At 55.6% G+C, this 25,695-nt stretch carries 30 protein-coding genes, 1 tRNA gene and 1 pseudogene; 11 read left to right on the forward strand and 21 right to left on the reverse strand.

The features are described 5' to 3' along the window. Positions 1-2 precede the first annotated feature (2 nt). From ndk to trmJ, 11 genes are all read right to left on the reverse strand, one after another. Positions 3-428, reverse strand: coding sequence for a nucleoside-diphosphate kinase (gene ndk, locus AUC61_RS11340; protein WP_002552482.1), 426 nt, complete (start codon positions 426-428; stop codon positions 3-5). Between the two features lie 95 nt (positions 429-523). After that, a complete protein-coding gene (gene iscX / locus AUC61_RS11345; RefSeq protein WP_243246118.1) occupies positions 524-724 on the reverse strand; it encodes a Fe-S cluster assembly protein IscX in 201 nt (66 codons plus the stop codon). A gap of 14 nt (positions 725-738) precedes the next feature. Further along, positions 739-1,080: an ISC system 2Fe-2S type ferredoxin gene (gene fdx, locus AUC61_RS11350; protein WP_122665302.1), complete on the reverse strand. Its 342-nt coding sequence runs from the start codon at positions 1,078-1,080 to the stop codon at positions 739-741. A 3-nt stretch (positions 1,081-1,083) separates the two neighbouring features. Next, positions 1,084-2,946 carry a Fe-S protein assembly chaperone HscA gene (gene hscA, locus AUC61_RS11355; RefSeq protein WP_243246120.1) on the reverse strand — a complete coding sequence of 621 codons (1,863 nt, stop codon included), beginning with the start codon at positions 2,944-2,946 and terminating at the stop codon, positions 1,084-1,086. A 45-nt stretch (positions 2,947-2,991) separates the two neighbouring features. After that, complete coding sequence (gene hscB / locus AUC61_RS11360) at positions 2,992-3,513, reverse strand: co-chaperone HscB (RefSeq protein ID WP_243246121.1); 522 nt, start codon at positions 3,511-3,513, stop codon at positions 2,992-2,994. An 8-nt stretch (positions 3,514-3,521) separates the two neighbouring features. Next, on the reverse strand, positions 3,522-3,845 hold the full coding sequence (gene iscA, locus AUC61_RS11365) for an iron-sulfur cluster assembly protein IscA (protein ID WP_087264568.1): 324 nt from the start codon (positions 3,843-3,845) through the stop codon (positions 3,522-3,524). A 47-nt stretch (positions 3,846-3,892) separates the two neighbouring features. Then, positions 3,893-4,279: a Fe-S cluster assembly scaffold IscU gene (gene iscU / locus AUC61_RS11370; protein ID WP_002552476.1), complete on the reverse strand. Its 387-nt coding sequence runs from the start codon at positions 4,277-4,279 to the stop codon at positions 3,893-3,895. Positions 4,280-4,362: 83 nt separating this feature from the next. Beyond that, positions 4,363-5,577, reverse strand: coding sequence for an IscS subfamily cysteine desulfurase (locus tag AUC61_RS11375; RefSeq protein ID WP_122665306.1), 1,215 nt, complete (start codon positions 5,575-5,577; stop codon positions 4,363-4,365). Between the two features lie 44 nt (positions 5,578-5,621). Continuing rightward, positions 5,622-6,113 (reverse strand): Fe-S cluster assembly transcriptional regulator IscR, encoded by a 492-nt coding sequence (gene iscR / locus AUC61_RS11380; protein WP_122665307.1) that lies wholly within the window; start codon positions 6,111-6,113, stop codon positions 5,622-5,624. Between the two features lie 158 nt (positions 6,114-6,271). Beyond that, positions 6,272-7,048: a serine O-acetyltransferase gene (gene cysE / locus AUC61_RS11385; protein ID WP_122665308.1), complete on the reverse strand. Its 777-nt coding sequence runs from the start codon at positions 7,046-7,048 to the stop codon at positions 6,272-6,274. After that, positions 7,048-7,821, reverse strand: a complete 774-nt coding sequence (trmJ, locus tag AUC61_RS11390; RefSeq protein WP_243246123.1) for a tRNA (cytosine(32)/uridine(32)-2'-O)-methyltransferase TrmJ — start codon at positions 7,819-7,821, stop codon at positions 7,048-7,050. Before trmJ ends, cysE begins: the two co-directional genes overlap by 1 nt. Positions 7,822-8,298: 477 nt before the next feature. On the opposite strand from trmJ, the gene suhB reads away from it, so the two are divergent. Further along, positions 8,299-9,114, forward strand: coding sequence for a type III secretion system regulator SuhB (gene suhB, locus AUC61_RS11395; protein WP_122665310.1), 816 nt, complete (start codon positions 8,299-8,301; stop codon positions 9,112-9,114). Positions 9,115-9,234: 120 nt separating this feature from the next. Here suhB and AUC61_RS11400 read toward each other — a convergent pair whose 3' ends face one another. The 6 genes from AUC61_RS11400 to queA all read right to left on the reverse strand — a co-directional run bounded on the left by AUC61_RS11400 (position 9,235) and on the right by queA (position 15,379). Further along, positions 9,235-9,777: a glycine zipper 2TM domain-containing protein gene (locus tag AUC61_RS11400; protein WP_027899883.1), complete on the reverse strand. Its 543-nt coding sequence runs from the start codon at positions 9,775-9,777 to the stop codon at positions 9,235-9,237. Positions 9,778-9,943: 166 nt separating this feature from the next. Further along, complete coding sequence (secF, locus tag AUC61_RS11405) at positions 9,944-10,855, reverse strand: protein translocase subunit SecF (protein WP_243246125.1); 912 nt, start codon at positions 10,853-10,855, stop codon at positions 9,944-9,946. Positions 10,856-10,864: 9 nt separating this feature from the next. Beyond that, on the reverse strand, positions 10,865-12,733 hold the full coding sequence (secD, locus tag AUC61_RS11410; protein WP_243246126.1) for a protein translocase subunit SecD: 1,869 nt from the start codon (positions 12,731-12,733) through the stop codon (positions 10,865-10,867). Between the two features lie 63 nt (positions 12,734-12,796). Continuing rightward, entirely contained in the window at positions 12,797-13,132 is a 336-nt protein-coding gene (gene yajC / locus AUC61_RS11415) for a preprotein translocase subunit YajC (RefSeq protein ID WP_032630903.1), read from the reverse strand. A gap of 52 nt (positions 13,133-13,184) precedes the next feature. Beyond that, positions 13,185-14,300: a tRNA guanosine(34) transglycosylase Tgt gene (gene tgt, locus AUC61_RS11420; protein ID WP_243246530.1), complete on the reverse strand. Its 1,116-nt coding sequence runs from the start codon at positions 14,298-14,300 to the stop codon at positions 13,185-13,187. A 14-nt stretch (positions 14,301-14,314) separates the two neighbouring features. Then, entirely contained in the window at positions 14,315-15,379 is a 1,065-nt protein-coding gene (gene queA / locus AUC61_RS11425; protein WP_243246127.1) for a tRNA preQ1(34) S-adenosylmethionine ribosyltransferase-isomerase QueA, read from the reverse strand. A gap of 108 nt (positions 15,380-15,487) precedes the next feature. On the opposite strand from queA, the gene AUC61_RS11430 reads away from it, so the two are divergent. Continuing rightward, a tRNA-Leu gene (locus AUC61_RS11430) sits at positions 15,488-15,572 on the forward strand. A 350-nt stretch (positions 15,573-15,922) separates the two neighbouring features. On the opposite strand, the gene AUC61_RS11435 is transcribed toward AUC61_RS11430, so the two are convergent. After that, positions 15,923-16,279 carry a hypothetical protein gene (locus tag AUC61_RS11435; protein ID WP_243246128.1) on the reverse strand — a complete coding sequence of 119 codons (357 nt, stop codon included), beginning with the start codon at positions 16,277-16,279 and terminating at the stop codon, positions 15,923-15,925. A 428-nt stretch (positions 16,280-16,707) separates the two neighbouring features. On the opposite strand from AUC61_RS11435, the gene AUC61_RS11440 reads away from it, so the two are divergent. From AUC61_RS11440 to AUC61_RS11480, 8 genes are all read left to right on the forward strand, one after another. Then, on the forward strand, positions 16,708-17,082 hold the full coding sequence (locus AUC61_RS11440) for a GNAT family N-acetyltransferase (protein WP_340163293.1): 375 nt from the start codon (positions 16,708-16,710) through the stop codon (positions 17,080-17,082). A 184-nt stretch (positions 17,083-17,266) separates the two neighbouring features. After that, a complete protein-coding gene (locus tag AUC61_RS11445) occupies positions 17,267-17,677 on the forward strand; it encodes a DUF4279 domain-containing protein (RefSeq protein ID WP_243246131.1) in 411 nt (136 codons plus the stop codon). Between the two features lie 291 nt (positions 17,678-17,968). Beyond that, entirely contained in the window at positions 17,969-18,382 is a 414-nt protein-coding gene (locus tag AUC61_RS11450; protein WP_243246133.1) for a hypothetical protein, read from the forward strand. A 443-nt stretch (positions 18,383-18,825) separates the two neighbouring features. Further along, the gene (locus AUC61_RS11460) at positions 18,826-19,230 is read left to right on the forward strand and encodes a hypothetical protein (protein ID WP_243246140.1); all 405 of its coding nucleotides are present in this window, start codon (positions 18,826-18,828) and stop codon (positions 19,228-19,230) included. Beyond that, entirely contained in the window at positions 19,227-19,505 is a 279-nt protein-coding gene (locus tag AUC61_RS11465) for a hypothetical protein (RefSeq protein WP_243246142.1), read from the forward strand. Before AUC61_RS11460 ends, AUC61_RS11465 begins: the two co-directional genes overlap by 4 nt. Before the next feature lie 213 nt (positions 19,506-19,718). Then, complete coding sequence (locus AUC61_RS11470; RefSeq protein WP_243246144.1) at positions 19,719-20,219, forward strand: hypothetical protein; 501 nt, start codon at positions 19,719-19,721, stop codon at positions 20,217-20,219. Further along, on the forward strand, positions 20,206-20,961 hold the full coding sequence (locus AUC61_RS11475) for a DUF1828 domain-containing protein (protein WP_243246145.1): 756 nt from the start codon (positions 20,206-20,208) through the stop codon (positions 20,959-20,961). The genes AUC61_RS11470 and AUC61_RS11475 overlap by 14 nt, the downstream gene beginning before the upstream one ends. A gap of 398 nt (positions 20,962-21,359) precedes the next feature. Next, positions 21,360-21,602, forward strand: a complete 243-nt coding sequence (locus AUC61_RS11480) for a hypothetical protein (RefSeq protein WP_243246147.1) — start codon at positions 21,360-21,362, stop codon at positions 21,600-21,602. Between the two features lie 307 nt (positions 21,603-21,909). Here the strand turns inward: AUC61_RS11480 and AUC61_RS26615 are convergent, their stop codons facing one another. From AUC61_RS26615 to AUC61_RS11490, 3 genes and pseudogenes are all read right to left on the reverse strand, one after another. Further along, positions 21,910-22,365 (reverse strand): methyl-accepting chemotaxis protein, encoded by a 456-nt coding sequence (locus AUC61_RS26615; protein WP_422765266.1) that lies wholly within the window; start codon positions 22,363-22,365, stop codon positions 21,910-21,912. Between the two features lie 84 nt (positions 22,366-22,449). Beyond that, positions 22,450-23,229: pseudogene (locus tag AUC61_RS26620) on the reverse strand (PAS domain-containing protein); the annotation flags it as partial. A 303-nt stretch (positions 23,230-23,532) separates the two neighbouring features. After that, positions 23,533-24,057 carry a BRO-N domain-containing protein gene (locus AUC61_RS11490; RefSeq protein ID WP_243246148.1) on the reverse strand — a complete coding sequence of 175 codons (525 nt, stop codon included), beginning with the start codon at positions 24,055-24,057 and terminating at the stop codon, positions 23,533-23,535. Positions 24,058-24,778: 721 nt separating this feature from the next. On the opposite strand from AUC61_RS11490, the gene AUC61_RS11495 reads away from it, so the two are divergent. Then, the gene (locus tag AUC61_RS11495) at positions 24,779-25,663 is read left to right on the forward strand and encodes a manganese catalase family protein (RefSeq protein WP_243246149.1); all 885 of its coding nucleotides are present in this window, start codon (positions 24,779-24,781) and stop codon (positions 25,661-25,663) included. The last annotated feature ends 32 nt before the right edge of the window (positions 25,664-25,695 follow it).

Raw genomic sequence — 25,695 nt, forward strand, 5'->3', positions numbered from 1 at the left:
ACTTAGCGAGCGGTTACCTCTGTAGCTGCGAAGAAGTACGAGATTTCGCGAGCAGCGGCTGCTTCGGAATCGGAGCCGTGAACAGCGTTGGCGTCGATGGAATCAGCGAAGTCAGCACGGATGGTGCCCGCAGCAGCTTCTTTAGGGTTGGTAGCGCCCATCAGCTCACGGTTCAGAGCGATAGCGTTTTCGCCTTCCAGAACCTGAACAACAACAGGACCGGAAATCATGAAAGCAACCAGGTCGCCGAAGAAGCCACGAGCGCTGTGCTCAGCGTAGAAACCTTCAGCTTCAGCCTTGGACAGCTGCTTCAGCTTCGAAGCAACGACGCGCAGACCGGCTTTTTCAAAACGAGTGGTGATCTCGCCGATTACGTTCTTAGCAACGGCGTCAGGCTTGATGATGGAGAAAGTACGTTGAACAGCCATGGTGTAACTCCAGAAACGATGATTAAAGCGAAAAATTAAACCCGCGAATTATACGCGGGTTCTGGGGGATTTCCTAACTGCATAAGTAACAGAGCTTAGTCTGTTTCTTCGATCCACAGGCCCTGAATGGCTTCGAGGACCTTTTCACCGCCGCGGTCCGGGACATCATCGAACTCGGGCAGATTCATAACCAGATTGCGCAGCTTGACGAAATTCACCGACAGCGGATCGACATCCGGGTGTAACTCGGCAAGCTGGATCGCTATTTCCTGCACATCAACCCATTTAAGGCTCATGAGACTTCCTTGAATCAGTGCGGCGCTTCAGCCGCATGGTTAAGCGAATACTTCGGAATTTCAACGGTCAGGTCTTCATTTCCGACGACTGCCTGACAGGACAGGCGGGACTGAGCTTCCAGCCCCCAGGCCTTGTCCAGCATGTCTTCTTCCAGCTCGTCTGCTTCATTCAGAGAGCCAAAACCCTCGCGAATGACGCAATGACAGGTAGTGCAGGCGCAGACACCGCCGCAGGCGCTTTCAATCTCGATGTGATGCTCATGGGCAATTTCGAGGATGGAAGTGCCAGGCTCAACCTCCAGAACCAGCCCTTCCGGGCACAACACGGCATGGGGCAGAAAAATCAGCTGCGGCATCAGTTATTCCTCAATGTCATTCAGGTTGCGCCCCGCCAGAGCGGCTTTTACCGTCACGTTCATGCGGCGGGCAGCAAAAGCATCAGTCACCTGCGACAGACGCTTGGTCTGCTGCTCAATGGCCGGGCCATCGGTGCCTTGCATCAATTCGCGTAATTCCTGCAACTGCAGGTCGATCACCATGCGCTCTTCAGCATCCAGCAAGCGCTCGCCATCAACCTCAAGGGCGGCCTCTACAGCCTCCACAAGACGCTGAGCATCAACCTGCTGCTCGCGCAAAACGCGGGCGACCTTATCATCACTGGCGTACTCGAAGGAGTCCTTGAGCATCCGGGAAATTTCGCCATCAGTCAGCCCATAGGAGGGCTTGACCTGAATGCTCGACTCAACACCCGAACCCAGCTCACGAGCCGCGACACTGAGCAGACCATCGGCATCGACCTGGAAAGTAACGCGAATTTTCGCTGCTCCGGCGACCATGGAAGGAATACCACGCAGTTCGAAGCGCGCCAGCGAGCGGCAGTCACTGATCAATTCACGCTCACCTTGCAGCACGTGAATCATCATGGCCGACTGACCATCTTTGTAAGTGGTGAAATCCTGAGCGCGCGCCACCGGGATGGTCGTGTTACGCGGAATGACCTTCTCCATCAGGCCGCCCATGGTTTCCAGCCCCAGCGAGAGCGGAATCACATCAAGCAGCAGCAGCTCTTCGCCGTCGCGCTTGTTGCCAGCCAGCGTATCTGCCTGGATCGCCGCACCAATGGCGACCACTTGATCCGGATCGATCTCCGTCAACGGCTGGCGACCGAACAAATCGGCTACGGCACCGCGCACACGCGGCACACGAGTAGAACCGCCAACCATCACTACCGCTTCAACTTCATCCAGCTCGATACCCGCATCACGCACGGCACGGCGGCAAGACTTGAGGCTGCGCGCCACCATCGGCTCGATCATCGCCTCGAAGGCGTCACGCGTCAGGGTGCTTTTCCAGTCGCCATATTCGACGGCGACAGAACTGTCAGTGGTCAGCGCCTCTTTCGCAGCACAAGCCGCCTGCAAAAGGCTGCGCTGCGCAGCGGGGTCGATGTCGGCAGACAAACCTGTTTCGCCAATAATCCAGCTGGCAATAGCGTGATCGAAGTCATCGCCACCCAACGCGGTATCGCCGCCGGTTGCCAGAACCTCGAACACGCCGCCAGTGAGACGCAAAATAGAGATGTCGAACGTACCGCCGCCAAGGTCATAAATCGCAACAACGCCCTGGGCGCTCTGATCCAGACCATAAGCCACGGCCGCAGCGGTTGGCTCGTTGAGCAGGCGCAGCACGTTAAGACCCGCCAGCCTGGCGGCGTCTTTTGTCGCCTGACGCTGGGCGTCATCGAAATAAGCCGGAACAGTGATGACCGCACCGACCAGATCCCCACCCAGAGCCTGCTCGGCGCGCTCGCGCAAGACCTTGAGAATATCCGCTGAGACCTCGACCGGGCTTTTCGGCCCCTGAACAGTCTCAATGAACGGCATATGCGACTCGCCGCCTACAAAGCGGTAAGGCAACTGCTCGCCCAATTGCTTGACGTCGGAAAGACCACGACCCATCAAGCGCTTGACCGACAGTACGGTGTTGAATGGATCTGTCGAGGCGGCGGCTTTTGCAGCCTGCCCCACCTCGACGCGATCGGCATGGTAGCGCACAGCAGAGGGCAGAATGACCTGCCCATCTGCATCAGCCAGCGGTTCGGAGAGGCCACTGCGCAACGCAGCGACCAGCGAATTGGTTGTGCCCAGGTCAATACCCACGGCCAGACGGCGCTGGTGAGGTTGAGGACTTTGACCGGGTTCGGCGATCTGCAGTAGAGCCATGCTTTATCAGAATTTCACAGGCGCGCTGCCAGAAGCAGCACGGAGTTAATCGTCGAGGCGCTCTTCAAGCTGGCGCACTTCGTAAGAGAGCTTGTCGAGGAACTGCATACGTCGCATCAGGCGCTCGGCCTGCTCGCGCTGTGCAGCATCATCCCAACAGGCAGCGAAGCTTTCGTTCAGTTCGTCCTGAGCAACCTTGAGGCGCCGCTTGAAAACAGCTACCCCGGCCAGATCCGCTTCGTCCTGCAGATCCTCAAGCTCTTCGCGCCATTGCATCTGCTGCAGAAGAAAATCGGGATCGTGGACAGTGACTTCAAGCGGAACCTCGTCACCGCGCATCGCTAACAGATAGCGTGCCCGCTTCGGAGCGCTCTTGAGCGTCTGATAGGCTTCGTTGAGGCTGGCGGAGTGTTCAAGTGCCAAGCGCTGCTCGCGCTCGGAGGCGTCCGCAAAGCGATCAGGATGAACCCCGCGAGCAAGCTCGCGGTAACGGCTCGCCAACTGATCGAGATCGAGGCGAAAGCTCGGCTTGAGCTCGAAAAGAGCGAAATGACAAGGAGTACCCACAATAAGCCTCAGACGTTGAAGCTTTCGCCGCAGCCACATTCACCGCGCGAGTTGGGGTTGTTGAACTTGAAGCCTTCGTTCAACCCTTCCTTGACGAAATCGAGCTCGGTGCCATCGAGATAGACCAGGCTTTTCGGGTCAATGATCACCTTGACGCCGTGCAATTCGAACACGGAATCTTCGCTTTGCGCCTCATCGACGAACTCAAGCACGTAGGCGAGACCTGAACAGCCTGTGGTGCGAACACCCAGACGAACGCCATCACCTTTGCCACGCCCGTCAAGGGAGCGTCGTACGTGATTTGCGGCAGCTTCTGTCATGCTGATAGCCATCGGAACTCCTTATTACTTCACACCAGCTTCTTTAAAAAACGCTGCTATTACAGCAGGCCTTTCTTCTGCTTGTAGTCACGAACAGCCGCCTTGATGGCGTCTTCAGCAAGTACCGAGCAGTGAATTTTCACCGGAGGCAAAGCCAGTTCTTCGGCCAACTGAGTATTTTTGATGGTCTCTGCTTCATCCAGAGTCTTGCCTTTCATCCACTCGGTTGCCAGAGAGCTGGAAGCGATAGCCGAACCGCAGCCATAAGTCTTGAACTTGGCGTCTTCAATGACACCTTGCTCGTTGACCTTGATCTGCAGACGCATAACGTCGCCGCAAGCAGGGGCGCCGACCATGCCGGTGCCAACATCTGGGTCTTCCGCGTTCATCTTGCCGACGTTGCGCGGGTTTTCGTAGTGGTCAATGACCTTTTCGCTGTAAGCCATGATGCTATTCCTCTATCAGGGAGCCGCTCTGCAAGCCATGCAACTACAGGTTAAACATGGCCTGTCGGTAAGGCGGCTTTAAATTAGTGCGCCGCCCACTCGATCTTGGAAATGTCGACGCCGTCTTTGTACATGTCCCATAGCGGCGAAAGTGCGCGCAGCTTGGTGACCGCTTCGCAAACTTTCTGCGCGGCGTAATCGATCTCTTCTTCGGTGCTGAAACGGCCGAAGGTGAAACGTATCGAGCTGTGTGCCAGTTCGTCATTACGACCAAGGGCGCGCAGCACATAAGACGGCTCAAGCGACGCGGAGGTGCAAGCAGAACCTGACGATACAGCCAGATCCTTGAGCGCCATGATCAGCGACTCGCCTTCGACGTAGTTGAAGCTCAGGTTCAGGTTGTGCGGCACACGAGCAGTCAGGCTGCCGTTGACGTACAGCTCTTCCAGATGCTCAACCTGCTTGTAGAAACGATCGCTCAGGGCTTTGACACGCACGTTTTCTGCGGCCATTTCTTCCTTGGCGATACGGAATGCTTCACCCATGCCGACGATCTGGTGCGTCGCGAGGGTACCGGAACGCATACCACGCTCGTGACCGCCACCGTGCATGGCCGCTTCGATGCGAACACGCGGCTTGCGGCTGACGTACAGTGCGCCGATACCTTTAGGGCCATAGGTCTTGTGTGCAGAGAACGACATCAGGTCAACCTTGAGGTTGGCCAGATCAATCTCGACCTTACCGGTGGACTGGGCAGCATCGACATGGAACAACACGCCGCGGGAACGGGTCAGTTCGCCGATTGCAGCGATGTCGTTCACGGTACCGATTTCGTTGTTCACGTGCATGACCGAAACCAGGATGGTGTCGTCGCGCAACGCGGCTTCTACCAATGCTGGAGTAATCAGGCCGTCTTCACCTGGCTCGATGTAGGTAACTTCAAAACCTTCACGCTCAAGCTGACGCGTGGTGTCGAGCACCGCTTTGTGCTCGATCTTGTTGGTGATGATGTGCTTGCCTTTGCTGGCGTAGAAGTGCGCGACACCCTTGATTGCCAGGTTGTCGGACTCGGTAGCACCCGAGGTCCAGACGATTTCACGCGGATCAGCGTTAACCAGATCGGCGACCTGACGACGAGCATTCTCAACCGACTCTTCAGCTTTCCAGCCGAAGACGTGGGAGCGCGATGCCGGGTTACCGAAGTTTCCGTCAGCGGTCAGGCACTCAATCATTTTCTGAGCGACACGCGGATCGACCGGGGTCGTCGCGGAGTAATCAAGGTAAATCGGCAACTTCATTGAATCTCTCCTATCAGGCAGGCGCACCGCTGATTCATCTACGCTCATTCAACGGCGGACGTTTCAATCTTATCCAGGTACTGGGTCTTGGCGCTGGTGCGACGCAGATCCTGGCGCTGGGCAACTTCTTGTACCTCACGGCGAGTGACAAGGTCGGCCAGACTGATACCGCTTAGAAATTCGTGAATCTGCTCACTGAGGTCACACCACAAATGGTGAGTCAGGCAGGTATCACCGGCATGGCAATCACCCAACCCCTGGCAACGCGTTGCATCGACAGACTCGTTGACCGCATCGACAACCTGAGCAACCTTGATGCCGTGCATGTCACGGGACAACTGGTAACCGCCGCCTGGACCACGAACACTGGAAACCAGATTGCCACGGCGCAGCTTGGCAAACAGCTGCTCAAGGTAAGACAGGGAAATACCCTGGCGCTCGGAAATATCGGCCAGAGACACTGGCCCGTTCTGCGCATGTAACGCCAGGTCAAGCATGGCAGTTACCGCGTATCGGCCTTTAGTTGTCAGTCGCATGGCGTGTACCGCAGAGGTTCGGAATAGGGGCGAGTATGCTATTCCCGAGTATTTAAGTCAACTATAAGACCTAGCAAAACAGTCGGGATTAAGCACAAAAGAGCGGCCGCATCATAGCAAACACTGGGGCGCATGACACGCCCCGGATTCAAGGCGCATCAGCCGACCTTGCTTTCACTCTTGTCCTTTACGCAGTCAAAGACCTCATCGCGCAACTCGGGCAGCTCTTTGGCGCAATAGTCGCTGCCCAGGCCTTTAAGGGCTTCGCACATCCCCTCCAGACGACCATCCACAGCCTGCAGGTGATCCAGCAATTGACCGATCGCACGGGCAACCGGGTCCGGCATGTCTTCGCTAACCCCATAGGCATCGAAACCCAGCTTCTCGGCGATTGCCTTGCGCTTGGCTTCCACGTCATCACTGGACTTGATAATGATCCGCCCCGGAATACCTACCGCTGTAGCCCCGGCAGGCACAGCCTTGGTCACCACCGCATTGGAGCCGATCTTCGCCCCGGCACCCACCGTAAACGGCCCAAGCACCTTGGCACCCGCTCCCACCACCACACCATCTTCAAGCGTTGGATGGCGCTTGCCTGCATTCCAGCTGGTACCGCCGAGCGTCACACCCTGATAAAGCGTCACGTCATTGCCGATTTCAGCCGTCTCGCCAATCACAATGCCCATGCCGTGATCGATGAAGAAGCGCCGACCCACTTTGGCGCCCGGATGGATTTCGATACCCGTCATCCAGCGACCAAAGTTGGAAACCACACGCGCAGGCCACTTCCATCCATTGCGCCACAGGATGTGTGCCAGCCGGTGCAACCAGATGGCATGCATGCCGGGGTAGCAGGTCAGCACCTCGAAGGAGTTACGTGCAGCAGGATCACGATGAAACACACTCTGAATATCTTCTCGCAGACGCTCGAACATCATTGTTCCTTCCGCTTATAAGGTTCGCCACGTGCAGCCTTCTGGGTTTCAGTAAGGATGCCGCGCAAAATACTGATCTCGGAACGGTTCACCTCGCTGCGTCCATACAGACGACGCAGACGAGCCATCAGATGGCGAGGTTTTTCCGGATCGAGAAAGCCGATAGCCACCAGCGTTGACTCAAGATGACCATAGAAGCCTTCCATCTCATCCATGGTTGCCAGATCAGCACTGCGCACCGAGGTCACTTCGACCTTCTCTACCTTGGTGGGCTGCCCCTGCGCAGCCAGCCACGACATGCGCACCTCGTAACTGAGGACTTGCACCGCCGCAGCGAGATTCAGCGAACTGAACTCGGGATCGGATGGGATATGCACGTGATAATGACATCGCTGCAATTCCTCGTTGGTCAGGCCTGCGTACTCGCGACCAAACACCAACGCAACTTCTGCGCCCTGCCCCGCCTGCTCGGCAGCCAACACGCCGGACTCACGCGGATCAAGCAGCGGCCACGGGATGCGGCGGTCGCGAGCACTGGTACCCAATACCAGATTGCACCCCACCAAGGCGTCTTCAAGGGTCGCAACCACTTGGGCCTTTTCCAGAATATCGCCAGCGCCGGAAGCACGAGCATCAGCTTCATGGTGAGGGAAAAACTGCGGATCAACGAGCACCAGGCGCGAAAGCCCCATGTTTTTCATGGCACGAGCAGCCCCACCGATATTACCGGGGTGACTGGTACCGACCAGGACAACACGAATGTTTTGCAGCAATGGGAGCGCTCACAGATAAGTAGGAGGGTGTGAAATCTTACAGAACCCCCGGAGTGAACGCTATGAACGGTTGCGGCTTGCTGAATACGGGCGTGACGTGGGACCGACTCTAGCCGGGAAGGCGGCATTTCTGACGATACAAATGCGTCGTCTGTAGCGACCTCTCCCCGCCCAAAGCTGATCCCACGACTTCACACCAATATCCAGGACTGCGCAGATCCTGTGGGAGCCGGGCTTGCCCGCGAAGGCTGGATGCAATCTGGAGTGAACTGCGTCCAGCCTTATCGCGAGCAAGCTCTGCTCCCACAGGAACGAGTGTCTGACGATACAAATGCGTCGTCTGTAGCGACCTCCTCTCGGCTAAAGCCGGTCCCACGACATTGGCGACATACTCAACACATCCAGTTAACCACTGGAAAAGTTCCGCCACAGCCAATACAATGTTCGGCTTTCTTTAACGACCTAGGTGAAACGTCCATGCAGCCCATGCTGAATATCGCGCTGCGCGCCGCCCGCAGCGCCAGCGAATTGATCTTCCGCTCCATCGAGCGCCTGGATACCATCAAGGTCGATGAAAAAGGTGCGAAGGATTACGTCAGCGAAATCGATCGTGCCGCCGAGCAACTGATCATCACCGCCCTGCGCAAAGCCTATCCGACTCACGGCATTCTTGGCGAAGAAACCGGCATGCACGAAGGCAGCGGCGAAGGCGCTGACTACCTGTGGATCATCGATCCACTGGACGGCACCACCAACTTCCTCCGCGGCATCCCGCACTTCGCCGTCAGCATCGCCTGCAAACATAAAGGCCGCCTGGCTCACGCAGTGGTTCTGGATCCGGTTCGCCAGGAAGAGTTTACCGCCAGCGCAGGTAACGGCGCACAGCTCAACGGCCGACGCATGCGCGTCAGCCCGCGCACCAGCCTTGATGGCGCCTTGCTCGGCACCGGCTTCCCGTTCCGCGACAACCAGATGGACAACCTGGAAAACTACCTGGGCATGTTCCGCAGCCTGGTAGGCCAGACCGCAGGCATCCGTCGCGCAGGCGCTGCGAGCCTGGATCTGGCGTATGTTGCTGCCGGTCGCTTCGACGCATTCTGGGAATCAGGCCTGTCCGAGTGGGACATGGCTGCAGGCGCACTGCTGATTCAGGAAGCAGGCGGTCTGGTCAGCGACTTCACAGGCGGTCACGACTTCCTGGAAAAAGGCCACATTGTTGCCGGCAACACCAAGTGCTTCAAAGCTGTTCTGACCTCCATTGCACCGCACCTGCCGGCCACAATGAAGCGTTAAGATTCAGCCCCATAAAAAAACCGGCCAAGCGCCGGTTTTTTTATGCCCGCCACTTTCAAGCAAGGCAGAAAAAGAAAAAGCACCCGAAGGTGCTTTTTCTGATCAACACAGACTCAAAACTTATTGCTGGTTTTGACCCAGAATCAGCTGACCTTCCTTGTTGACCGGAATCTGGCCACCCGGATCACGATCCATACGCACCTGACCCACCTTGTCATTCAGCTTGTACTTCACGTCATAACCCACGACCTTGTCGCTGATGTCATTGACCGTGTTGCAGCGAGTTTCGGTGGTGGTGTAAGTGTCGCGGTTCTGCATACCTTCCTGAACCTTGTTGCCGGCATAACCGCCGCCAACAGCGCCCGCTACGGTGGCGATCTTCTTGCCGTTGCCGCCGCCTACCTGGTTACCCAGCAAGCCACCCGCAACAGCGCCGATCACACTGCCCACAATCTGGTGCTCATCCTTGACCGGAGCACGCTTGGTTACGGTTACATCTTTGCAAACTTCACGCGGCGTTTTTATTTGCTGTTTAACCGGCTCGACTGCCAGCACATCCGCATATTCCGGGCCGCTTTTAACGAGGCTGTAGGTGGCAACAGCACCGCCAGCCGTAACAACGGCAGCGCCCAGCACAGCACCAACAAGCAACGATTTGTTCACGTGAACCTCCTGACCATCTCAAACGTAGTTTTCCTACGCAGTACTTGGGATCGTCACCGTTTCAGCGTAAGCGTCGGCAATCCACGAACCCAAGCCTTGGAGCACAAAAAAGGGCATGAGTTCAAAACTCATGCCCTTTTGGTATCACTCTCGGGAAGCGCAGCGATCAGGGAAGATCGTCAGCCTTCTCGGCGACAACTGGAGGAATGAGATCCTCTGTCGTCAGGTTCAGCCAGATCAGCACCACGTTCGCGATATAGATGGAGGAGTAAGTACCCGCCACTACACCGACGAACAGCGCGATGGAGAAACCTTCAAGGTTGTCACCACCAAACACCCACAATGCCGCAATCGCCAGCAAGGTCGACACCGACGTTGCGACGGTACGCAGCAGCGTCTGAGTCGTGGAGATATTGATGTTCTCGATCAACGAAGCCTTGCGCAGCAAACGGAAGTTTTCCCGCACACGGTCAAATACCACGATGGTGTCATTGAGCGAATAACCGATGATGGCAAGCACCGCCGCCAGCACCGTCAGGTCGAAGGTAATCTGGAAGAACGACAGGATGCCCATCGTCACGACCACGTCGTGGATCAGGGAGATGATCGCACCCACCGCGAACTTCCACTGAAAGCGGAAGGCCAGGTAGATCAATACACCACCCAGCGCCAGCAGCATGCCCAGGCCACCCTGGTCACGCAGCTCTTCACCGACCTGCGGCCCTACGAACTCGACACGCTTGACGGTAGCCGGGTTGTCGCCGCCCGCTTTACGCAGAGCATCGGCAACCTGAGAACCCAACTGCGGGTCTTCACCGGGCATACGCACGAGCAGATCGGTAGTGGCGCCGAAGTTTTGCACCACAGCATCGTGATAACCGGAGCTGACCAGCTCCTCACGAACCTTGCCCAGATCGGCAGGACGCTCGTAAGTCAGCTCGATCAGCGTACCGCCGGTGAAGTCCAGACCATAGTTGAGCCCTTTGCTGAACCAGCTGAACAATGCCAGAACGGTAAGGAGCATCGTGACGGCGAACGCAACATTGCGCACGCCCATGAAGTTAATGGTACGTAACATGGCAGCCCCTTAAATCCACAACTTCTTGAAGTCACGCCCGCCATAGATCAGGTTGACCATTGCGCGGGTCACCATGATGGCCGTGAACATCGAGGTAAAGATCCCGAGCGACATGGTCACCGCAAAACCCTTCACCGGGCCGGTGCCCATTGCGAAGAGAATGCCGCCGACCAGCAGCGTCGTCAGGTTGGCGTCGAGGATCGCGGTATAAGCGCGGTCGAAACCTTCATGGATCGCACGCTGAACGGTCATGCCGTTGGCGATTTCCTCACGTATCCGCGAGAAGATCAGCACGTTGGCGTCAACCGCCATACCCATCGTCAAGACGATACCGGCAATACCCGGCAAGGTCAGCGTCGCACTCAGCAACGACATCAACGCCAGCAGCATGACCATGTTCAGCGCCAGAGCGACTGTCGCGATCAAGCCGAAGAAGCGATAGATCGCCATGATGAACAGCGAAACGAACAGCATGCCCCACAGGGAAGCGTCGATACCCTTGGTGATGTTGTCTGCACCCAGGCTCGGACCGATTGTGCGCTCTTCAGCGAAGTACATCGGCGCAGCCAGACCACCGGCACGCAGCAACAGCGCCAACTCGGAAGACTCACCCTGACCATTCAGGCCGGTAATCCGGAACTGAGCGCCCAGTGGCGACTGGATGGTCGCCAGACTGATGATCTTCTTTTCTTCCTTGAAGGTCTGAACCGGCACGTCTTTCTCGACGCCGTTGACAGTCTGCTTGGTGTAGGTAGTGGTCGGCTTCTGCTCGATGAAGATCACCGCCATGCTACGACCCACGTTGCTGCGGGTCGCACGGCTCATCAACTCGCCACCGTGACCGTCCAGGGTGATGTTCACCTGTGGACGACCGTGCTCGTCAAAGCTGGCCTTGGCGTCAGTGACCTGGTCACCCGTGATGATCAGACCACGCTCCACCGGTGCTGCCGGACGACCGCCTTCGCGGAACTCGAACATTTCGGTGGTGGCTTTCGAATCATCAGGACCTGCGCCCAGACGGAACTCAAGGTTGGCTGTCTTGCCGAGAATACGCTTGGCTTCAGCGGTATCCTGCACGCCCGGCAGCTCAACCACGATACGGTTGGCACCCTGACGCTGAACCAGAGGCTCGGCAACACCCAACTCGTTGACACGGTTACGGACCGTGGTCAGGTTTTGCTTGATCGAGTAATCGCGGATCTCGTTGATCTTCGCCGGGGTCATTGCCAGACGCAGCACAGGAATGCCGTTCAGCTCAGCCGGGGTGATTTCGAAATCGGTGAAATTCTTGCGAACCAGAGCGCGGGCTTCTTCACGGGCAGCGTCATCGCTGAAACCCAGTTGAATAGCGCCACCCAGTTGCGGCAGGCTGCGATAACGCACCTTTTCCTTACGCAACAGGCTTTTGACTTCGCCTTCATAAACTTTCAGACGTGCATCCAGCGCCTTGTCCATGTCAACTTCCAGAAGGAAGTGCACACCACCGGACAAGTCCAGACCCATCTTCATCGGGCTTGCACCCAGATTGCGCAACCACGGCGGAGTAGTTGGGGCCAGGTTCAGTGCAACGACATAGTCATCGCCCAACGCCTTGCGCACAACATCCTTGGCTGGCAGCTGGTCTTCCTGCTTGCTCAGACGCAACAAACCGCCTTTGCCATTCTCGGCCAGCGAAGAGGCCTTGACCGCGATTCCGGAATCAACAAGCGCTTTGCTCGCCCGCTCCAGATCAGCCTGACCCACCTGCAGCGCAGTGCTTGCGCCGCTGATCTGGATCGCTGGATCGTCAGGGTAGAGATTGGGTGCGGAATAAATAAAACCGATCACCAGCACCGCCAGGATCAGTACGTATTTCCACAGAGGGTATTTGTTCAGCATCACGCCGCCCGCTTATAACGCGGGGCGCCTTGCGCGCCCCGTCGATTAGTAAAAGTCTGAATCTTAAATCGCTTTCAGGGTGCCCTTTGGCAGCGTGGCAGCAATAGCGCCCTTCTGCATTTTCAGCTCAACAGTGTCGGAAACTTCGATAACAACGAAGTCATCAGTCACTTTAGTGATCTTGCCAGCGATACCGCCGGTAGTAACCACTTCGTCGCCCTTCTGCAAGTTGCCCAGCAGGTTCTTCTGCTCTTTGGCGCGCTTGGCCTGTGGACGCCAGATCATCAGATAGAAGATGACCAGGAAGCCGACCAGGAAGATCCATTCAAAACCGCCACCCATAGGGCCAGCAGCAGGTGCAGCAGCGTCCGCGAAAGCGGGAGAGATGAAAAAGCTCATTTAGCACTCCAGTTGCATAATTAAGTAAAAAGCAGAAAAAACTTGTTTTGACTCAGTCCATCGGCGGCGTTGGAATCCCGCGCTTGGCATAGAAGGCATCGACAAAGGCGGCCAATGTACCTTGTTGAATAGCCTCGCGCAAACCAGCCATAAGGCGCTGGTAATGCCGCAAATTATGGATCGTATTAAGCATGCTTCCCAGCATTTCGCCGCACTTGTCCAGGTGATGCAGATAAGCGCGCGAGAAGTTCTGACAGGTGTAGCAATCGCAGGTCGGATCCAGAGGCGAATCATCATGACGATGGAACGCGTTACGGATCTTCAATACACCTGTATCAATGAACAAATGACCGTTGCGGGCATTGCGGGTTGGCATCACGCAATCGAACATGTCGATTCCGCGGCGCACACCCTCAACCAGATCTTCAGGCTTGCCTACCCCCATAAGGTAACGAGGTTTTTCAGGAGGCATCAGGCCAGGCAGGTAATCCAGCACCTTGATCATCTCGTGCTTGGGCTCGCCCACCGACAAACCGCCGATGGCCAGGCCATCAAAGCCAATCTGATCAAGGCCTTCCAGCGAACGCTTGCGCAGATTTTCATGCATGCCGCCCTGAACAATGCCGAACAGCGCGGCAGTGCTTTCACCATGGGCGATTTTCGAACGCTTGGCCCAGCGCAGCGACAACTCCATGGACACACGGGCGACATCTTCGTCAGCCGGGTAAGGCGTGCATTCATCGAAAATCATCACGATGTCGGAGCCCAGATCACGCTGAACCTGCATCGACTCTTCCGGCCCCATGAACACCTTGGCGCCATCGACCGGAGAAGCGAAGGTCACGCCCTCCTCCTTGATCTTGCGCATCGCGCCCAGGCTGAACACCTGAAAGCCGCCCGAGTCAGTCAGAATCGGACCATTCCACTTCATGAAATCGTGCAGGTCACCGTGAGCCTTGATGACCTCGGTACCCGGACGCAGCCACAGGTGGAACGTGTTGCCCAGAATGATCTGCGCGCCGGTGGCCTCGATGTCACGCGGCAGCATGCCCTTGACCGTGCCATAAGTGCCCACCGGCATGAACGCCGGGGTTTCAACCACGCCTCGCGGGAAGGTCAAACGACCACGACGCGCCTTGCCGTCAGTGGCCAACAACTCGAAAGACATACGACTGGTGCGGCTCATGCGTGATCCTCTGGGCCCGATGCCTTGGGAGCGGTCGGCGCGGGATTGCGGGTGATGAACATCGCATCACCGTAACTAAAGAAGCGGTAGCCGTTTTCCACCGCCGCCGCGTAGGCAGCCATGGTTTCGGGATAACCGGCGAATGCCGAAACCAGCATCAGCAGCGTGGATTCAGGCAAATGAAAGTTGGTCACCAGGGCATCGACCACATGGAAGGGACGCCCCGGAAAAATAAAGATGTCGGTGTCACCACTGAACGGCTTCAACTCACCGTCACGGGCGGCACTTTCCAGCGAACGCACGCTGGTCGTACCCACCGCAATCACCCGGCCGCCGCGTGCACGACATGCGGCCACTGCATCGACAACATCCTGGCCGACTTCCAGCCACTCGCTGTGCATGTGGTGATCTTCAAGCTTCTCGACCCGCACCGGCTGGAACGTACCCGCGCCCACGTGCAGTGTGACAAACGCCATCTCCACGCCTTTGGCTTGCATGGCATCCAGCAGCGGCTGATCGAAATGCAAACCCGCCGTCGGCGCAGCAACCGCACCGGCACGCTGGGCGTACACCGTCTGATAACGCTCGCGGTCGGCGCTGTCATCCGGTCTGTCTATATAAGGAGGCAACGGCATATGCCCGACACGCTCCAGCAGCGGCAACACCGGCTCGCTGAAACGCAGCTCGAACAAGGTGTCGTGACGCACGACCATCTCGGCTTCGCCGCCGCCATCAATAACAATCATCGAACCCGGCTTGGGCGATTTGCTCGACCGCACATGGGCCAGCACGCTATGCGTGTCCAGCACCCGCTCCACCAGAATCTCCAGCTTGCCGCCCGACGCCTTCTGGCCGAACAGCCGCGCCGGAATCACGCGGGTATTGTTGAACACCATCAGATCACCGGGGCGCACATGCTCCAGCAAATCGGAAAAATGTTCGTGAGCCAGCGCGCCCGTGACCCCGTCCAGGGTCAACAAACGACTGCTGCGGCGCTCGGCCAAAGGATGGCGAGCGATCAGGGAATCAGGGAGGTCGAAGGTAAAGTCAGCAACGCGCATGATGGAGTTCGTCTAGCAGGGCCGCGAAGTTTAGCCGAAAGAGACAAAATTGACCATGAAAGGTGATTGACCAACGGTAATACCGTCTGTAGACTTCGCCGCCATTGAGCCCTGATGGCGGAATTGGTAGACGCGGCGGATTCAAAATCCGTTTTCGAAAGAAGTGGGAGTTCGATTCTCCCTCGGGGCACCACGACACACTTCAAGCTGTTGCTCAATGCAGCTTGAATACAAAGAAACCGGCCATTGCGCCGGTTTTTTTGTGGGTGGGATTCGTGCTTCCCCTTACCTGCGACTCCCCCCCCTCTTCCACCCTCCACTGCTTCCCATCCAAGACAACAGCAACACAAAACAGGGGCGACTCAGTCCGCCGTCTGTGGTCAGCTTAATAAACACCGGCGCCCGGGAATCGTTGCTGATGTCCCACACTCATGCCTTGTGAGTTATCGACCTCTCGGCCGTGTGCAGTCTCCTGAGCCGTTATGACCTTAAAATCGTAGATGGGCAAGCGGGTGGTGACGTCGCACTGTCCAACTTGCCGATTCATTTCTTCGTAGATGCCCATCCTCCTTTCTTGCCTGAGCACAATTTGCCAGCGAGCCATGAAAGCGTTATCGCCGGAATAGAGAGGAAGGCCGCATAGATGATACCGACACCTAGCAACGGGGATGATGTACCAGAAATCGCCAAAACCACTGGGATCTGAGAGAGCATTACAACGCCGCCTGCGGACCACTGTGAGCTTTTTAGAACTGCTCCAAGAATCACTGACAAAGCTAACGCGGCGGGATAGATGATGGTCCAGTAACTAGCCAGGTCCCAAGGCTCCTTAGCCCCTGTGATTACTGAAACAACAGTCCAGAAAACCAGGGACACAACGCAGGTAACAATAAATGCCATGAACAATTCCCTGACTTTCGGAGCAAATCGGTTTTGAGTGGTTTTTTAGTCTACTGGTTGTCCGGTCACCAATCCCAAAATAACAATAGCCAGCTAATAGGTTATAGCCTCTAGCCCACGTCGTCGGAGTGTCCGCCGATCTTCGGAGTTTCATACTGAACGTGAGCAACCGATGTCTGACCTGGGCTTAGTAAGACAAATCACTGGAGTGGAATCGGCAATACGAGTTTTGACACGCTCTGGGCCATAGACGGTCACTCGACATCTGCGTTTACGATCTGCCAGAGTATCAACCGCAAGCCTCGCCCTTTATCGAAGGCCTATTCTTGATCCGTTTAGCTGAAGCAAAAGACGAGCCTGCGATCAGACACTGCGCTGAACAGGCCTACGCCCCCTATATACCTGCAATCGGGCGCAAACCCGCTCCAATGACCGCCGACTACGGGGCGCAAATCGCGGCGGGGATTGTTTACGTGGCGACGGATGAAACCACCCGCGTCGAAGGCTTTGTGGTGTTTTATGCCGAGCAAGGGTATGTGCTGCTTGAAAATGTGGCCGTGCTGCCAAGCGCGACAGGACGTGGGGTAGGTAAATCACTGATCAGCTTTTGCGAAGATGCCAGCCAACAACTGGGAATGAATGCGGTGCATCTTTATACCAACGAGAAGATGACCGACAACCTCTTGATTTATTCCAGGCTTGGGTATGTTCAAGTGGGGCGGCGCACCGAGCATGGTTTCGAACGCGTCTATTTCGAAAAAACCTGGGGTGAGGCAACTCGACAGTGCGTTACGTCTGACTGATTGCGACTGAGCCTTAGCGTTGGCTAACAGGGCAACTATCGGCCAACTGGGGCCGGTCAAGAGTGGCTGCTTCGGGTCGAAAGCGGTCATCCACGGCCGATGGCTATCAACCCGGAGCGGTAGGTCGCGCAGGCAGCACTTCGGTATCGTCGTGAACCGGCTGACGACAGAGATGAGGATTTATATGACGACAACCGGCGAAGTATATTTCGCAATGTACGGCGACAATTTTGAGCCAGACGAAGTGACGGCGTACGTAGGACTAACTGCGACAGAGATTTTTCGGAAAGGTCCGCGCAGTCCTGACGCCCCCCTGCGTCGAAACTCATGCTGGTCAGTCTCAAACGGAAGGATAGAAAGCGATTTGATCGACGTATACGAAATGTCTGATGCGTTAGTAACACGACTAGCACCATTTGCTGCAAAGATTGTTGAGGCAAAAAAGAAGTTTGATCTGAGGTGCGTTTTTCAGGTCGTACTGTGGATTGACCAAGATGAAGAAGCTCCCATGCCAGCTATAGGCTTTGGGTTACCAGTCATTGATTTCATCCACATCGTAGGCGCGACAATAGATATTGATACCTATCGAAATTAGGGCCTTCGAAGCATAGCAATTGGGCAAAATTGGCCTGTGCTTCAAGCTTCGTCGCCTTACTCCTGGTTTCTCAGATAGCTTTGAGGCTAGCCTGTCACCGGGCTAGCTGTCGCGCTACCTTCTGAGTTTTACTACGGCCTTTGTTCACGGGGCAAGGAGTGAAACGGACGAATTCGAACGACTACTTCTGGCCGGTTTCTGCTTGTAGTAAAGGGCTGAAATCGGCCAAAAGCAGCCATTGCGACGATGCAGTACGATACACGCCTACCGGTAGATCATAAGAGCTAACCCATGCAATTCCTTGGTTTCGTGTTCGGGCATATCGAGGTTGAGATTCACGACCGTGCCTACGATCTGCATAACTTCTACCGAGCCAGCGCTATCAATTACGACATCGTGGATAGGTCGGCTGTACTTATCTTTACTCGACGGACTGAAGCTTGGGTGCCAGCCGAAGAGGCACGCAAGATTACTATCAGCTTCCATGAGGTCGATTACTTTTCAGCAAGTGGGCGGGATGTACACCCAATTGAAGGCGACGGTAGTGTTATCCATTCGATTGGAGCCGTGGTGTCCGACGCCGAGACACAAACCTTTTATCTCACAGATAACATCCAACCAGATCATCACCTTGTCATGTGTTTCGAGTCTGGTCTGACATTACGAGTACAAGCCGCTGAAGCACGGTGCGAAATCGTTTTCTGAACGGAATAAATTCTGGCCCTCGACGTCTGCTATGGGTCGATTGCTGCCACTCAGTGAAAGTGGAAAAGCCTTGAGATCAAGCGTGAGGCTTTATCACCGTCGGCCTCATACAGATCGTGTAATCCGACCTGATCGGTGAGTTTGTGTAGATTGAAGTGGTTGTAAAACGCTTGGCCCAGTCGCTGATGCTCGAAGCTTCCTTGCCTCCAAAGCCGGACGAACTCCTCATAAGCGGCGCGTTCGATCTGTAACGAGGAGTCATTTCCCATTTAAGTCTCCTATCATTAGAGGGACTCAAGCGTACTAGCTGCCTATCAGCCCTTCCAGCTCGGCCTTTCCAATCAGACAGTCAGCTATAGGCGGACAAAGGCTCGACAACTCAGAACCTGCGCCCATTTCCCCGGTCGAACAGCGCATTGTTTACCCATAAGGATATGAAATCCATGACTGGCCGCCTCACTGTTATCTCCCTCGCAGCCCTTGCCTTAATCAACCTCGCCGCCTGCACCCAGTATCGCTATGTCAAACCTGAAACCGAGCAGGGACAGCGCTGTGTTGCCGAGCTGGATGCAAGAGTCCAGGCCTGTGAAAAGCGAGCGGAGGAAAGCGTTCAGGGCCAGCGGGCGACTTACGAAGGCCGAATGGTTGGCTACCGAGCCTGCATGCAGCAGACCCCAGCGACCCCGCAAATTTCAAACCCCTGCGGCTCGGAGCCGGTCGACCCTGGCGCGGCGCAGAGCAAGATCTGTCGGCAGAATTACAAGGAGTCGTTCATTGACTGCGGAGGTCGACTGGAAGAGATCAAGGATAACCAGGCCTCTCATCCAGCTAATGGCGCAACACCATGACGTCACAACCGAGCTACCTCTTCGCTTCGCTGAAGCAGCCGGATGAAGCAGGCGTCACCGCACTGGTAACGTTCGGCCTGGTGACCACGGAAGATGAGGTTTTTTATCTGGTTATTCGCTACATCGATTACCCAAACATCGTTGAAGGCGACCATCTCTACCATTCACTTGAAGAAGTGCTTGAAGCTGCAAGCGCGGAGTACGGGATAGGCCTACCAGATTGGCGAGACCTTTCGGCGGATGAAATCAGCGAAGTTGGAGCAAATATTCGCTGATGTATCAGTCTTGTCCGAACATGCCAATGAGGTCCCTAAAGAAACGTGACGCATGGATCACGGGCTGCGGCCCTCACCCTGCCCGCATTACCACAGCGAAAAATCGCAGCCATTAACAGACTCCTCTGACAGCAATCCCCTCCGCGTTTCATTAGCATTTCCTCCCCCAAAAGTAGCGCCAAAGAGCTCGTTGCTCGCACCTATGGAATTGCAATGGTTGAAGAAGACTGGCTTGCCGCGTGTCGTGATTGGTGTCGGAAAGCAAAATATCTATCTGATGAAATACAGTGGCAGGCGAAACCAACACATTCGGGATGGCTTCAAGCGACGAGTTCGCTATTGGATGAACGCCGAGTATCAATTCCTCATCTCTATTTCAAGGGCGAGTACCAGCCTGGTCGCATGGGTGAGCGTATGAGCTATGGCCTGATGTTTCGCGACGGGAAGGAGAAGCGCCGGGTTTTCATGTTGGAGATTTTTCCCAGACATGAGCGCTCCCATAAAGAACGCGACAGAGTGTTTTTTGGCCCACATATCCATCTTGGCGACGAAAGACTCTGTCAGGTCACCAGGACAGTTATCTCGCAGCTCAGATCAGCTACGATGTCTCGGTGGGTTGAGCGTTTCAGGCGACATGCAAGGGTTCTTGATAACAAAAACCGAACGCTGTCCCCGCCTTTCAAAGACGATTTTTTCGGGCATGAATATGGGTAATACAAGCTGCGACGACTTCTTTGTGAAATCAGGATGGCACTGCCAGGCCATTGAAAACGGCAGCAGGAAAGCCACGTACATCAGTACGCCGATCACATTGCCGGGCGCAAAGCCCTTGGATTTTTACCTGTTCGCAGATGGCGAAAATCTGGAGTTCACAGACGACGGTATTACTGTATTTGCGTTGCGCTCTCTCGGCTATCCACTAGGAGACAAACGCAACTGGCGGAGCCTTGAAAACATCGCAATCAGGCATGGCTTTTCACTGTCGGGCGCAGGCGCTTTCGAAGCTGTTTTTCTTGAGTCTGAACTGGATGTCTGGGGGGCGAAGATATTGCGTCTTTTCTCTTCCGTTGTTGCTTGGGAGGAGGATCGATTTTCGGAGGGCGATACCGACTTCTCGCTAACTCAAGAAGTCGAGCTGCTGTTGCGCGCCAAGGACCCGACAAGGCATCTGGATCGAAACGTACTTATCAACGTGGGTGGAGTGGGTACTCACTTTGACTTCCTTTGGGGGACCACCTACGTGGATTCAGTTACGCCTACAGCCAACGCCATCAATGCAAGGCTCAGAAAAGCACTACAGGTCAACAAAGCTGACGACCCTGTCGACGTACTTTTCATAGTGGATGACCGGGACAAGCGAAGAAAAGCTGATGAGGAAATAGCAGTCCTTGGTGATCTGGCACCGACCATACGCCTCACTGACTTTGAGGAGTTTTACAGCTCCAGTGCTCACTAGTCGATTACGCTAGCTATTTCGCTGTACAGCCTTATCGCTTGTTCACCTCGCCCCCATCTGATCCGTATTTTTCTCCCCCATCTGAATCTGTATTGCAATCGCCCTTCCCTTGATAATAAAGCCACCCCGACAGCCTGAACCCTTCAACTGATCGGGTCGTTCTTGATGTGATTCTGAACGTGCTACATCACCCATCCTCGGGAGGCCTTATGGGCAAGCTTACGATCTACATGGCGATCTTTTTGGTGGCGGCAATCGGCGTGGGTCTGCTGGGTACCATTCCTCCTGGCTGAGGAAGGCGCGGTATCGACCGACAAGACTGGACACAAAGTACCCGTTTGATTTGCATGACACTGTAGGGGCCACAACTACACTTTCCTTTTTATGGAGGAAAGACCATGTCAGTGCCTGATGACCCCACCCCTGCCTTGCTTGCCAGCCTCGACCAAAACATCAACGCGCTACGTGCGGCCATGGACGAGGTTCGAATCTGGCTCGATGAGCGCGGCGCAGTAGACGCCGCCGACAGCATCGCCAGCCACTTACAGATCATCGAAGACAACACCGACGGCATTACGGCCGGGATGGCTGATCTGGTGGCGCGCTGGAAACCGGAGAGTCAGGTTGATCCTGAGGATTGATTGCGAATCTGGTCTGGCCACCCAGCTCTGCCTGCAGGATTGCATTCCACTGTGGGAGCTGAGCTTGCTCGCGATAAGGCTGGACTCGATTCACTTTAGATCGCGTCCGGCCTTATCGCGAGCAAGCTCGGCTCCCACAGAGACCGCGCTGCCCTGACCGACCTGCAAGGTCTAGGGCAGATTTTGCAATGCGGCCCCGGTTGAAGGTGCCGTCTTCATGATGAACAACAGTCAATGGACGGAAACCAAAGCGGCCTGAGACGAGCAATCAAACCAAGCCCGGTCTAATCCGGGCCTGGTTTATCAATCACCCCGAAACCTGATTCGCAAACTGCCCCACAGCATTCACCACCTGCTGGGCTCCGTCCTGAATCTCGACGATGACTTTGCCTGCCTGACCTGACAGCTCCAGACCTTGTTCGGCCTGCTTTTTACCATGTTCGATAACGCCCACGGCTTGTTCTGCCAGGGCCTGGTTTTTCTGCACCACGTCGACGATTTCGGCGGTAGCGGCGCTGGTGCGGGAAGCGAGTTGGCGGACTTCGTCGGCAACAACGGCGAAGCCTCGGCCTTGCTCACCGGCGCGGGCGGCTTCGATGGCGGCGTTAAGGGCCAGCAGGTTGGTTTGATCGGCAATGCTGCTGATGGCGGTGATGATCGAACCGATGATTTGCGATTGCTTGTCGAGCGCGCCGATGCCTTCTACGGCGAGCTCCATCTGCGAAGCCAGGGCGCGCATGACGTCAACGGTTTCCTTGACCACGATGCTGCCTTTGCGTGCAGTTTCATCGGTGTGTTTGGAAATCGTGAAGGCAATTTTTGCTGCTTCGGAAACGGCCTCTTCGCGTTCGACTTGCTCAGTGATAACAGTCGCGAATTTCACGATTTTATAGAGACGACTGTGCGCGTCTGTAACCGGGTTGTAAGAAGCCTCCAGCCAGACCGAATGACCACGGCTGTCGATACGTTTGAAGCGATCGACCACGAACTCACCACGGCGCAGCTTTTCCCAGAACACTTGGTACTGCTGGGAGTTGGCTTCTTGCGCCTCACAGAAAATACTGTGGTGTTTGCCAACCACTTGCGCCAGCGAGTAGCCCATGGAATCCAGAAAGCGCTGGTTGGCAGTCAGCACGTTGCCGCTCAAATCAAATTCAATAACTGCAGTGGAGCGTTGCAGCGCTTCGATCAGGTTCTCGTGCTCACGGGAAGTCTCGATGGTGCGAGTCAGGTCACTGGCGTACAAAGAGAACTGTATGACCTTGCCAGCGCTGTTGGTCACCGGCTGAACAATCACCCGCAGCCACGCCTCTTTCTGGTCGCCACGAAAAATCTGCAGGGCGCCCGCCCAGTGCTTGCCTTGCTGAATGGCTTTGCTCATGCGCGCGAAGTGGTCGGTACTCTGAGCGTACTTGGGGACCAGCTCTACCAGCGAACGACCGACCAGCTCTTTACTGGTGTAGCGCATTTCCTGTTCAAACTTACTGTTAACCGACTCGATTTTGCCGCGCTCATCGAGGTTGATGGACAGCATTTCAATCTCAAGACTGTCGCGTACCTGCTCCATGGTCGAAAGCTTTTCGCTTATCGTTAATAACTCCTGCTTCAATCGTTTATTGAAAATCATAAAGCAGTCACTCCGCACACATTTTTTTATAGAGGCAGGCAAGCGCAATCAAAAGTGATTATTCGCCGTGTCTAGGCTTGATAACGGCAGCGACGTGAAAGACTTGAGGCTCTAAAACAAGGTTTTGCAGCGCAGCGAGGTAACTCGCGGATTAACGCGGGATACACAGTTGAATAAATTAGATAATTGAAAAATTGGATCCAGAATATACACGCACTTTAGGTGGGTTATTATCGAAACAACCGGGAGCTCCTATAATTAAAGTGTGGTTTTTTATCTACCGTCAAAATGTGAAAAATGCGCTCATGGTCGATCCATGCGCAGTACTTTGCGCCACCAGGGTTGCTCCCATGTTTGAGGCGCAGGCATGACATCTGGCATGTCGCGCAGTTTGATCCATTGTTCGCTTTGCCAATGAAGCAGACACAGACTTTTGCCAGGCCACTGCATCACGCTAATGCTGGGCTGTCCGGTTTGCGGAGCTTCGCGCAGGGCTGGCATGACCTCGTGGGTCAGCCAGCGACGCAAGGCACGGTTTTCCGGGACGTAATGGTGAACCAGCATCGCGTAGGCACCGGACTCACTGAGCAACAGTTGCTTGCTCCAATGACCGTTGGCAAACAGCCAGGCGCTGCGGTACTGATCCGGGTCGAGCTTGCAGATAGAGCGCTGATCCAGCGCCTTGCCCATCAGGCGTGCCAGGTCCTGCAAACAGAACCAGCCCTGCCCTTCAATCATCAGGGCGCGCAGCATGCGTTGGTGGCGGATGAACAGTAAGGTGTCGAAACAATCGGCTGGGCGGGTTGGCTGGGGTTGAAGAGCTTGCATCCGTTTAACTCCGTTCGATCAGGACTTGCCACCTTTACCCGATGAAGGGGTAAGGGTGGCAGTTGTGCGAGGGTTAGCGAACCGGTCTCAGCAAAACATAAACGCACCGGCAGACCCGAAGGTCTCCGACGCACAACCGCCATAACGTGTGTTTCAAGCGTAGATGAACACCTGAAAAATTCCGCAGGAGATATGTTTTATTGAGGTTCAGATCGCTAAATCCGGTCGCTTGTTTTGAGCAACGCAGCGGAGCCTAGCGATCTGATCAGCACCCCGCAAGGCCTTATAGACTGGGGCTTTCAAAGAAATTTATCGCTATCAGGCGGAGCTTTAAATCGCGTAGGAAAGCTCCGAAACCCACCCGATAAATCCAGAAACTGTAGGCGCGACCGGGGGTGGAGCGACACCGAGCACCCCGAGGCCGCGCGGAGTGTCAGACGGTACGCCATCGCGGCCTCGCGATGCTCGTGCGCTCCTACAGAAGCGTGTTTGCACTGCCAGAAGAGACCGGAGCTGAAGCTGGCCCCACGCTAGCAATCCAAAAAAATCCACCGCCTCTCTCTTACACATCCGCTCGAATCCAAATACCCGCCGGTTCTTGAATTTTGCGGCCGCTGGTCAGCTTTCCGGAACGGCGCTTCTCCTCGATTGCTCTCTTTTCTGTGGCCACGCAGATGACCACACAGCCGTTTTGGCCAAGATAACGCTGAGGATTAAAACCATGTTTATGCATAACCGACGTTTGCAATACACCGTGCGTGTAGCAAGACCGGATCCGGGATTGGCTAATCTTCTACTTGAGCAATTTGGTGGGGCCCAAGGTGAATTGGCAGCCGCCGCGCGCTACTTCACGCAAGCCCTGGCCGAGGAAGATGCAGGCCGCAAAGACCTGTTGATGGACATTGCTACGGAAGAGCTGAGCCACCTGGAAATCATCGGCTCGATCATCTGCATGCTTAACCGTGGCGGTAAAGGTCAATTAGCCGAAGGCGTACAAGAGGAAGGTGAACTGTATCGGGCGATTAATGGCGCCGGTAACGATTCGCACATCACCAGCCTGTTGTACGGCGGCGGCGCGCCGCTGACCAACTCGGCCGGGGTGCCATGGACTGCTGCCTACGTCGATACCATTGGCGAACCGACTGCCGACTTTCGTTCCAACATCGCCGCCGAAGCACGGGCCAAGATCGTTTACGAACGCCTGATGAACGTCACGGATGATCCAGGTATCAAAGAGGCATTGGGATTCTTGATGACCCGGGAAATTGCCCACCAGAAATCGTTCGAAAAGGCGCTGCAATCCATTCAGCCGAACTTCCCGCAAGGCAAGCTGCCGGGCATGCCGGAATTCACCAACGTCTACTTCAACATGTCCAATGGCGGCCCTGACCTGCGCGGCCCATGGAACGAAGGCGAGGAATGGGAATACGTCGAGTCGCCAGAGCCTGCTGTAGACGGCGGCGACGGCAGCGCCTCGGTGGTGTTGTCATCTGACGATGAAGAAGTACTGCTCAACCTGAAAAACCGAACCATGTCCGATCCGGATTCAAACCCGATCACTGCGGCTGATCTGGGCTCCGGTTTTGTACAGGGCAAGGACGCTTGATCGCAATCCAAAGCAATGATCCGCTCATTAAC

This window comes from Pseudomonas maioricensis (assembly GCF_022790535.1).
Lineage (GTDB): Bacteria > Pseudomonadota > Gammaproteobacteria > Pseudomonadales > Pseudomonadaceae > Aquipseudomonas > Aquipseudomonas maioricensis.

Bases quoted from the DNA above. Each gene is read 5' to 3' on its own strand.
- ndk (WP_002552482.1), bottom strand. From the start codon at position 428: ATGGCTGTTCAACGTACTTTCTCCATCATCAAGCCTGACGCCGTTGCT.
- cysE (WP_122665308.1), bottom strand. From the start codon at position 7,048: ATGTTCGAGCGTCTGCGAGAAGATATTCAGAGTGTGTTTCATCGTGAT.
- AUC61_RS11475 (WP_243246145.1), top strand. From the start codon at position 20,206: ATGAATATGGGTAATACAAGCTGCGACGACTTCTTTGTGAAATCAGGA.
- AUC61_RS11375 (WP_122665306.1), bottom strand. From the start codon at position 5,577: ATGAAGTTGCCGATTTACCTTGATTACTCCGCGACGACCCCGGTCGAT.
- AUC61_RS11445 (WP_243246131.1), top strand. From the start codon at position 17,267: ATGACGACAACCGGCGAAGTATATTTCGCAATGTACGGCGACAATTTT.
- AUC61_RS11465 (WP_243246142.1), top strand. From the start codon at position 19,227: ATGACGTCACAACCGAGCTACCTCTTCGCTTCGCTGAAGCAGCCGGAT.
- yajC (WP_032630903.1), bottom strand. From the start codon at position 13,132: ATGAGCTTTTTCATCTCTCCCGCTTTCGCGGACGCTGCTGCACCTGCT.
- AUC61_RS11470 (WP_243246144.1), top strand. From the start codon at position 19,719: ATGGTTGAAGAAGACTGGCTTGCCGCGTGTCGTGATTGGTGTCGGAAA.
- iscR (WP_122665307.1), bottom strand. From the start codon at position 6,113: ATGCGACTGACAACTAAAGGCCGATACGCGGTAACTGCCATGCTTGAC.
- iscX (WP_243246118.1), bottom strand. From the start codon at position 724: ATGAGCCTTAAATGGGTTGATGTGCAGGAAATAGCGATCCAGCTTGCC.
- hscA (WP_243246120.1), bottom strand. From the start codon at position 2,946: ATGGCTCTACTGCAGATCGCCGAACCCGGTCAAAGTCCTCAACCTCAC.
- iscA (WP_087264568.1), bottom strand. From the start codon at position 3,845: ATGGCTATCAGCATGACAGAAGCTGCCGCAAATCACGTACGACGCTCC.
- AUC61_RS11440 (WP_340163293.1), top strand. From the start codon at position 16,708: ATGACCGCCGACTACGGGGCGCAAATCGCGGCGGGGATTGTTTACGTG.
- secD (WP_243246126.1), bottom strand. From the start codon at position 12,733: ATGCTGAACAAATACCCTCTGTGGAAATACGTACTGATCCTGGCGGTG.
- queA (WP_243246127.1), bottom strand. From the start codon at position 15,379: ATGCGCGTTGCTGACTTTACCTTCGACCTCCCTGATTCCCTGATCGCT.
- AUC61_RS11480 (WP_243246147.1), top strand. From the start codon at position 21,360: ATGTCAGTGCCTGATGACCCCACCCCTGCCTTGCTTGCCAGCCTCGAC.
- AUC61_RS11490 (WP_243246148.1), bottom strand. From the start codon at position 24,057: ATGCAAGCTCTTCAACCCCAGCCAACCCGCCCAGCCGATTGTTTCGAC.
- tgt (WP_243246530.1), bottom strand. From the start codon at position 14,300: ATGTCTTTCGAGTTGTTGGCCACTGACGGCAAGGCGCGTCGTGGTCGT.
- secF (WP_243246125.1), bottom strand. From the start codon at position 10,855: ATGTTACGTACCATTAACTTCATGGGCGTGCGCAATGTTGCGTTCGCC.
- AUC61_RS11435 (WP_243246128.1), bottom strand. From the start codon at position 16,279: ATGGCATTTATTGTTACCTGCGTTGTGTCCCTGGTTTTCTGGACTGTT.
- iscU (WP_002552476.1), bottom strand. From the start codon at position 4,279: ATGGCTTACAGCGAAAAGGTCATTGACCACTACGAAAACCCGCGCAAC.
- fdx (WP_122665302.1), bottom strand. From the start codon at position 1,080: ATGCCGCAGCTGATTTTTCTGCCCCATGCCGTGTTGTGCCCGGAAGGG.
- suhB (WP_122665310.1), top strand. From the start codon at position 8,299: ATGCAGCCCATGCTGAATATCGCGCTGCGCGCCGCCCGCAGCGCCAGC.
- AUC61_RS11450 (WP_243246133.1), top strand. From the start codon at position 17,969: ATGCAATTCCTTGGTTTCGTGTTCGGGCATATCGAGGTTGAGATTCAC.
- AUC61_RS11460 (WP_243246140.1), top strand. From the start codon at position 18,826: ATGACTGGCCGCCTCACTGTTATCTCCCTCGCAGCCCTTGCCTTAATC.
- AUC61_RS11495 (WP_243246149.1), top strand. From the start codon at position 24,779: ATGTTTATGCATAACCGACGTTTGCAATACACCGTGCGTGTAGCAAGA.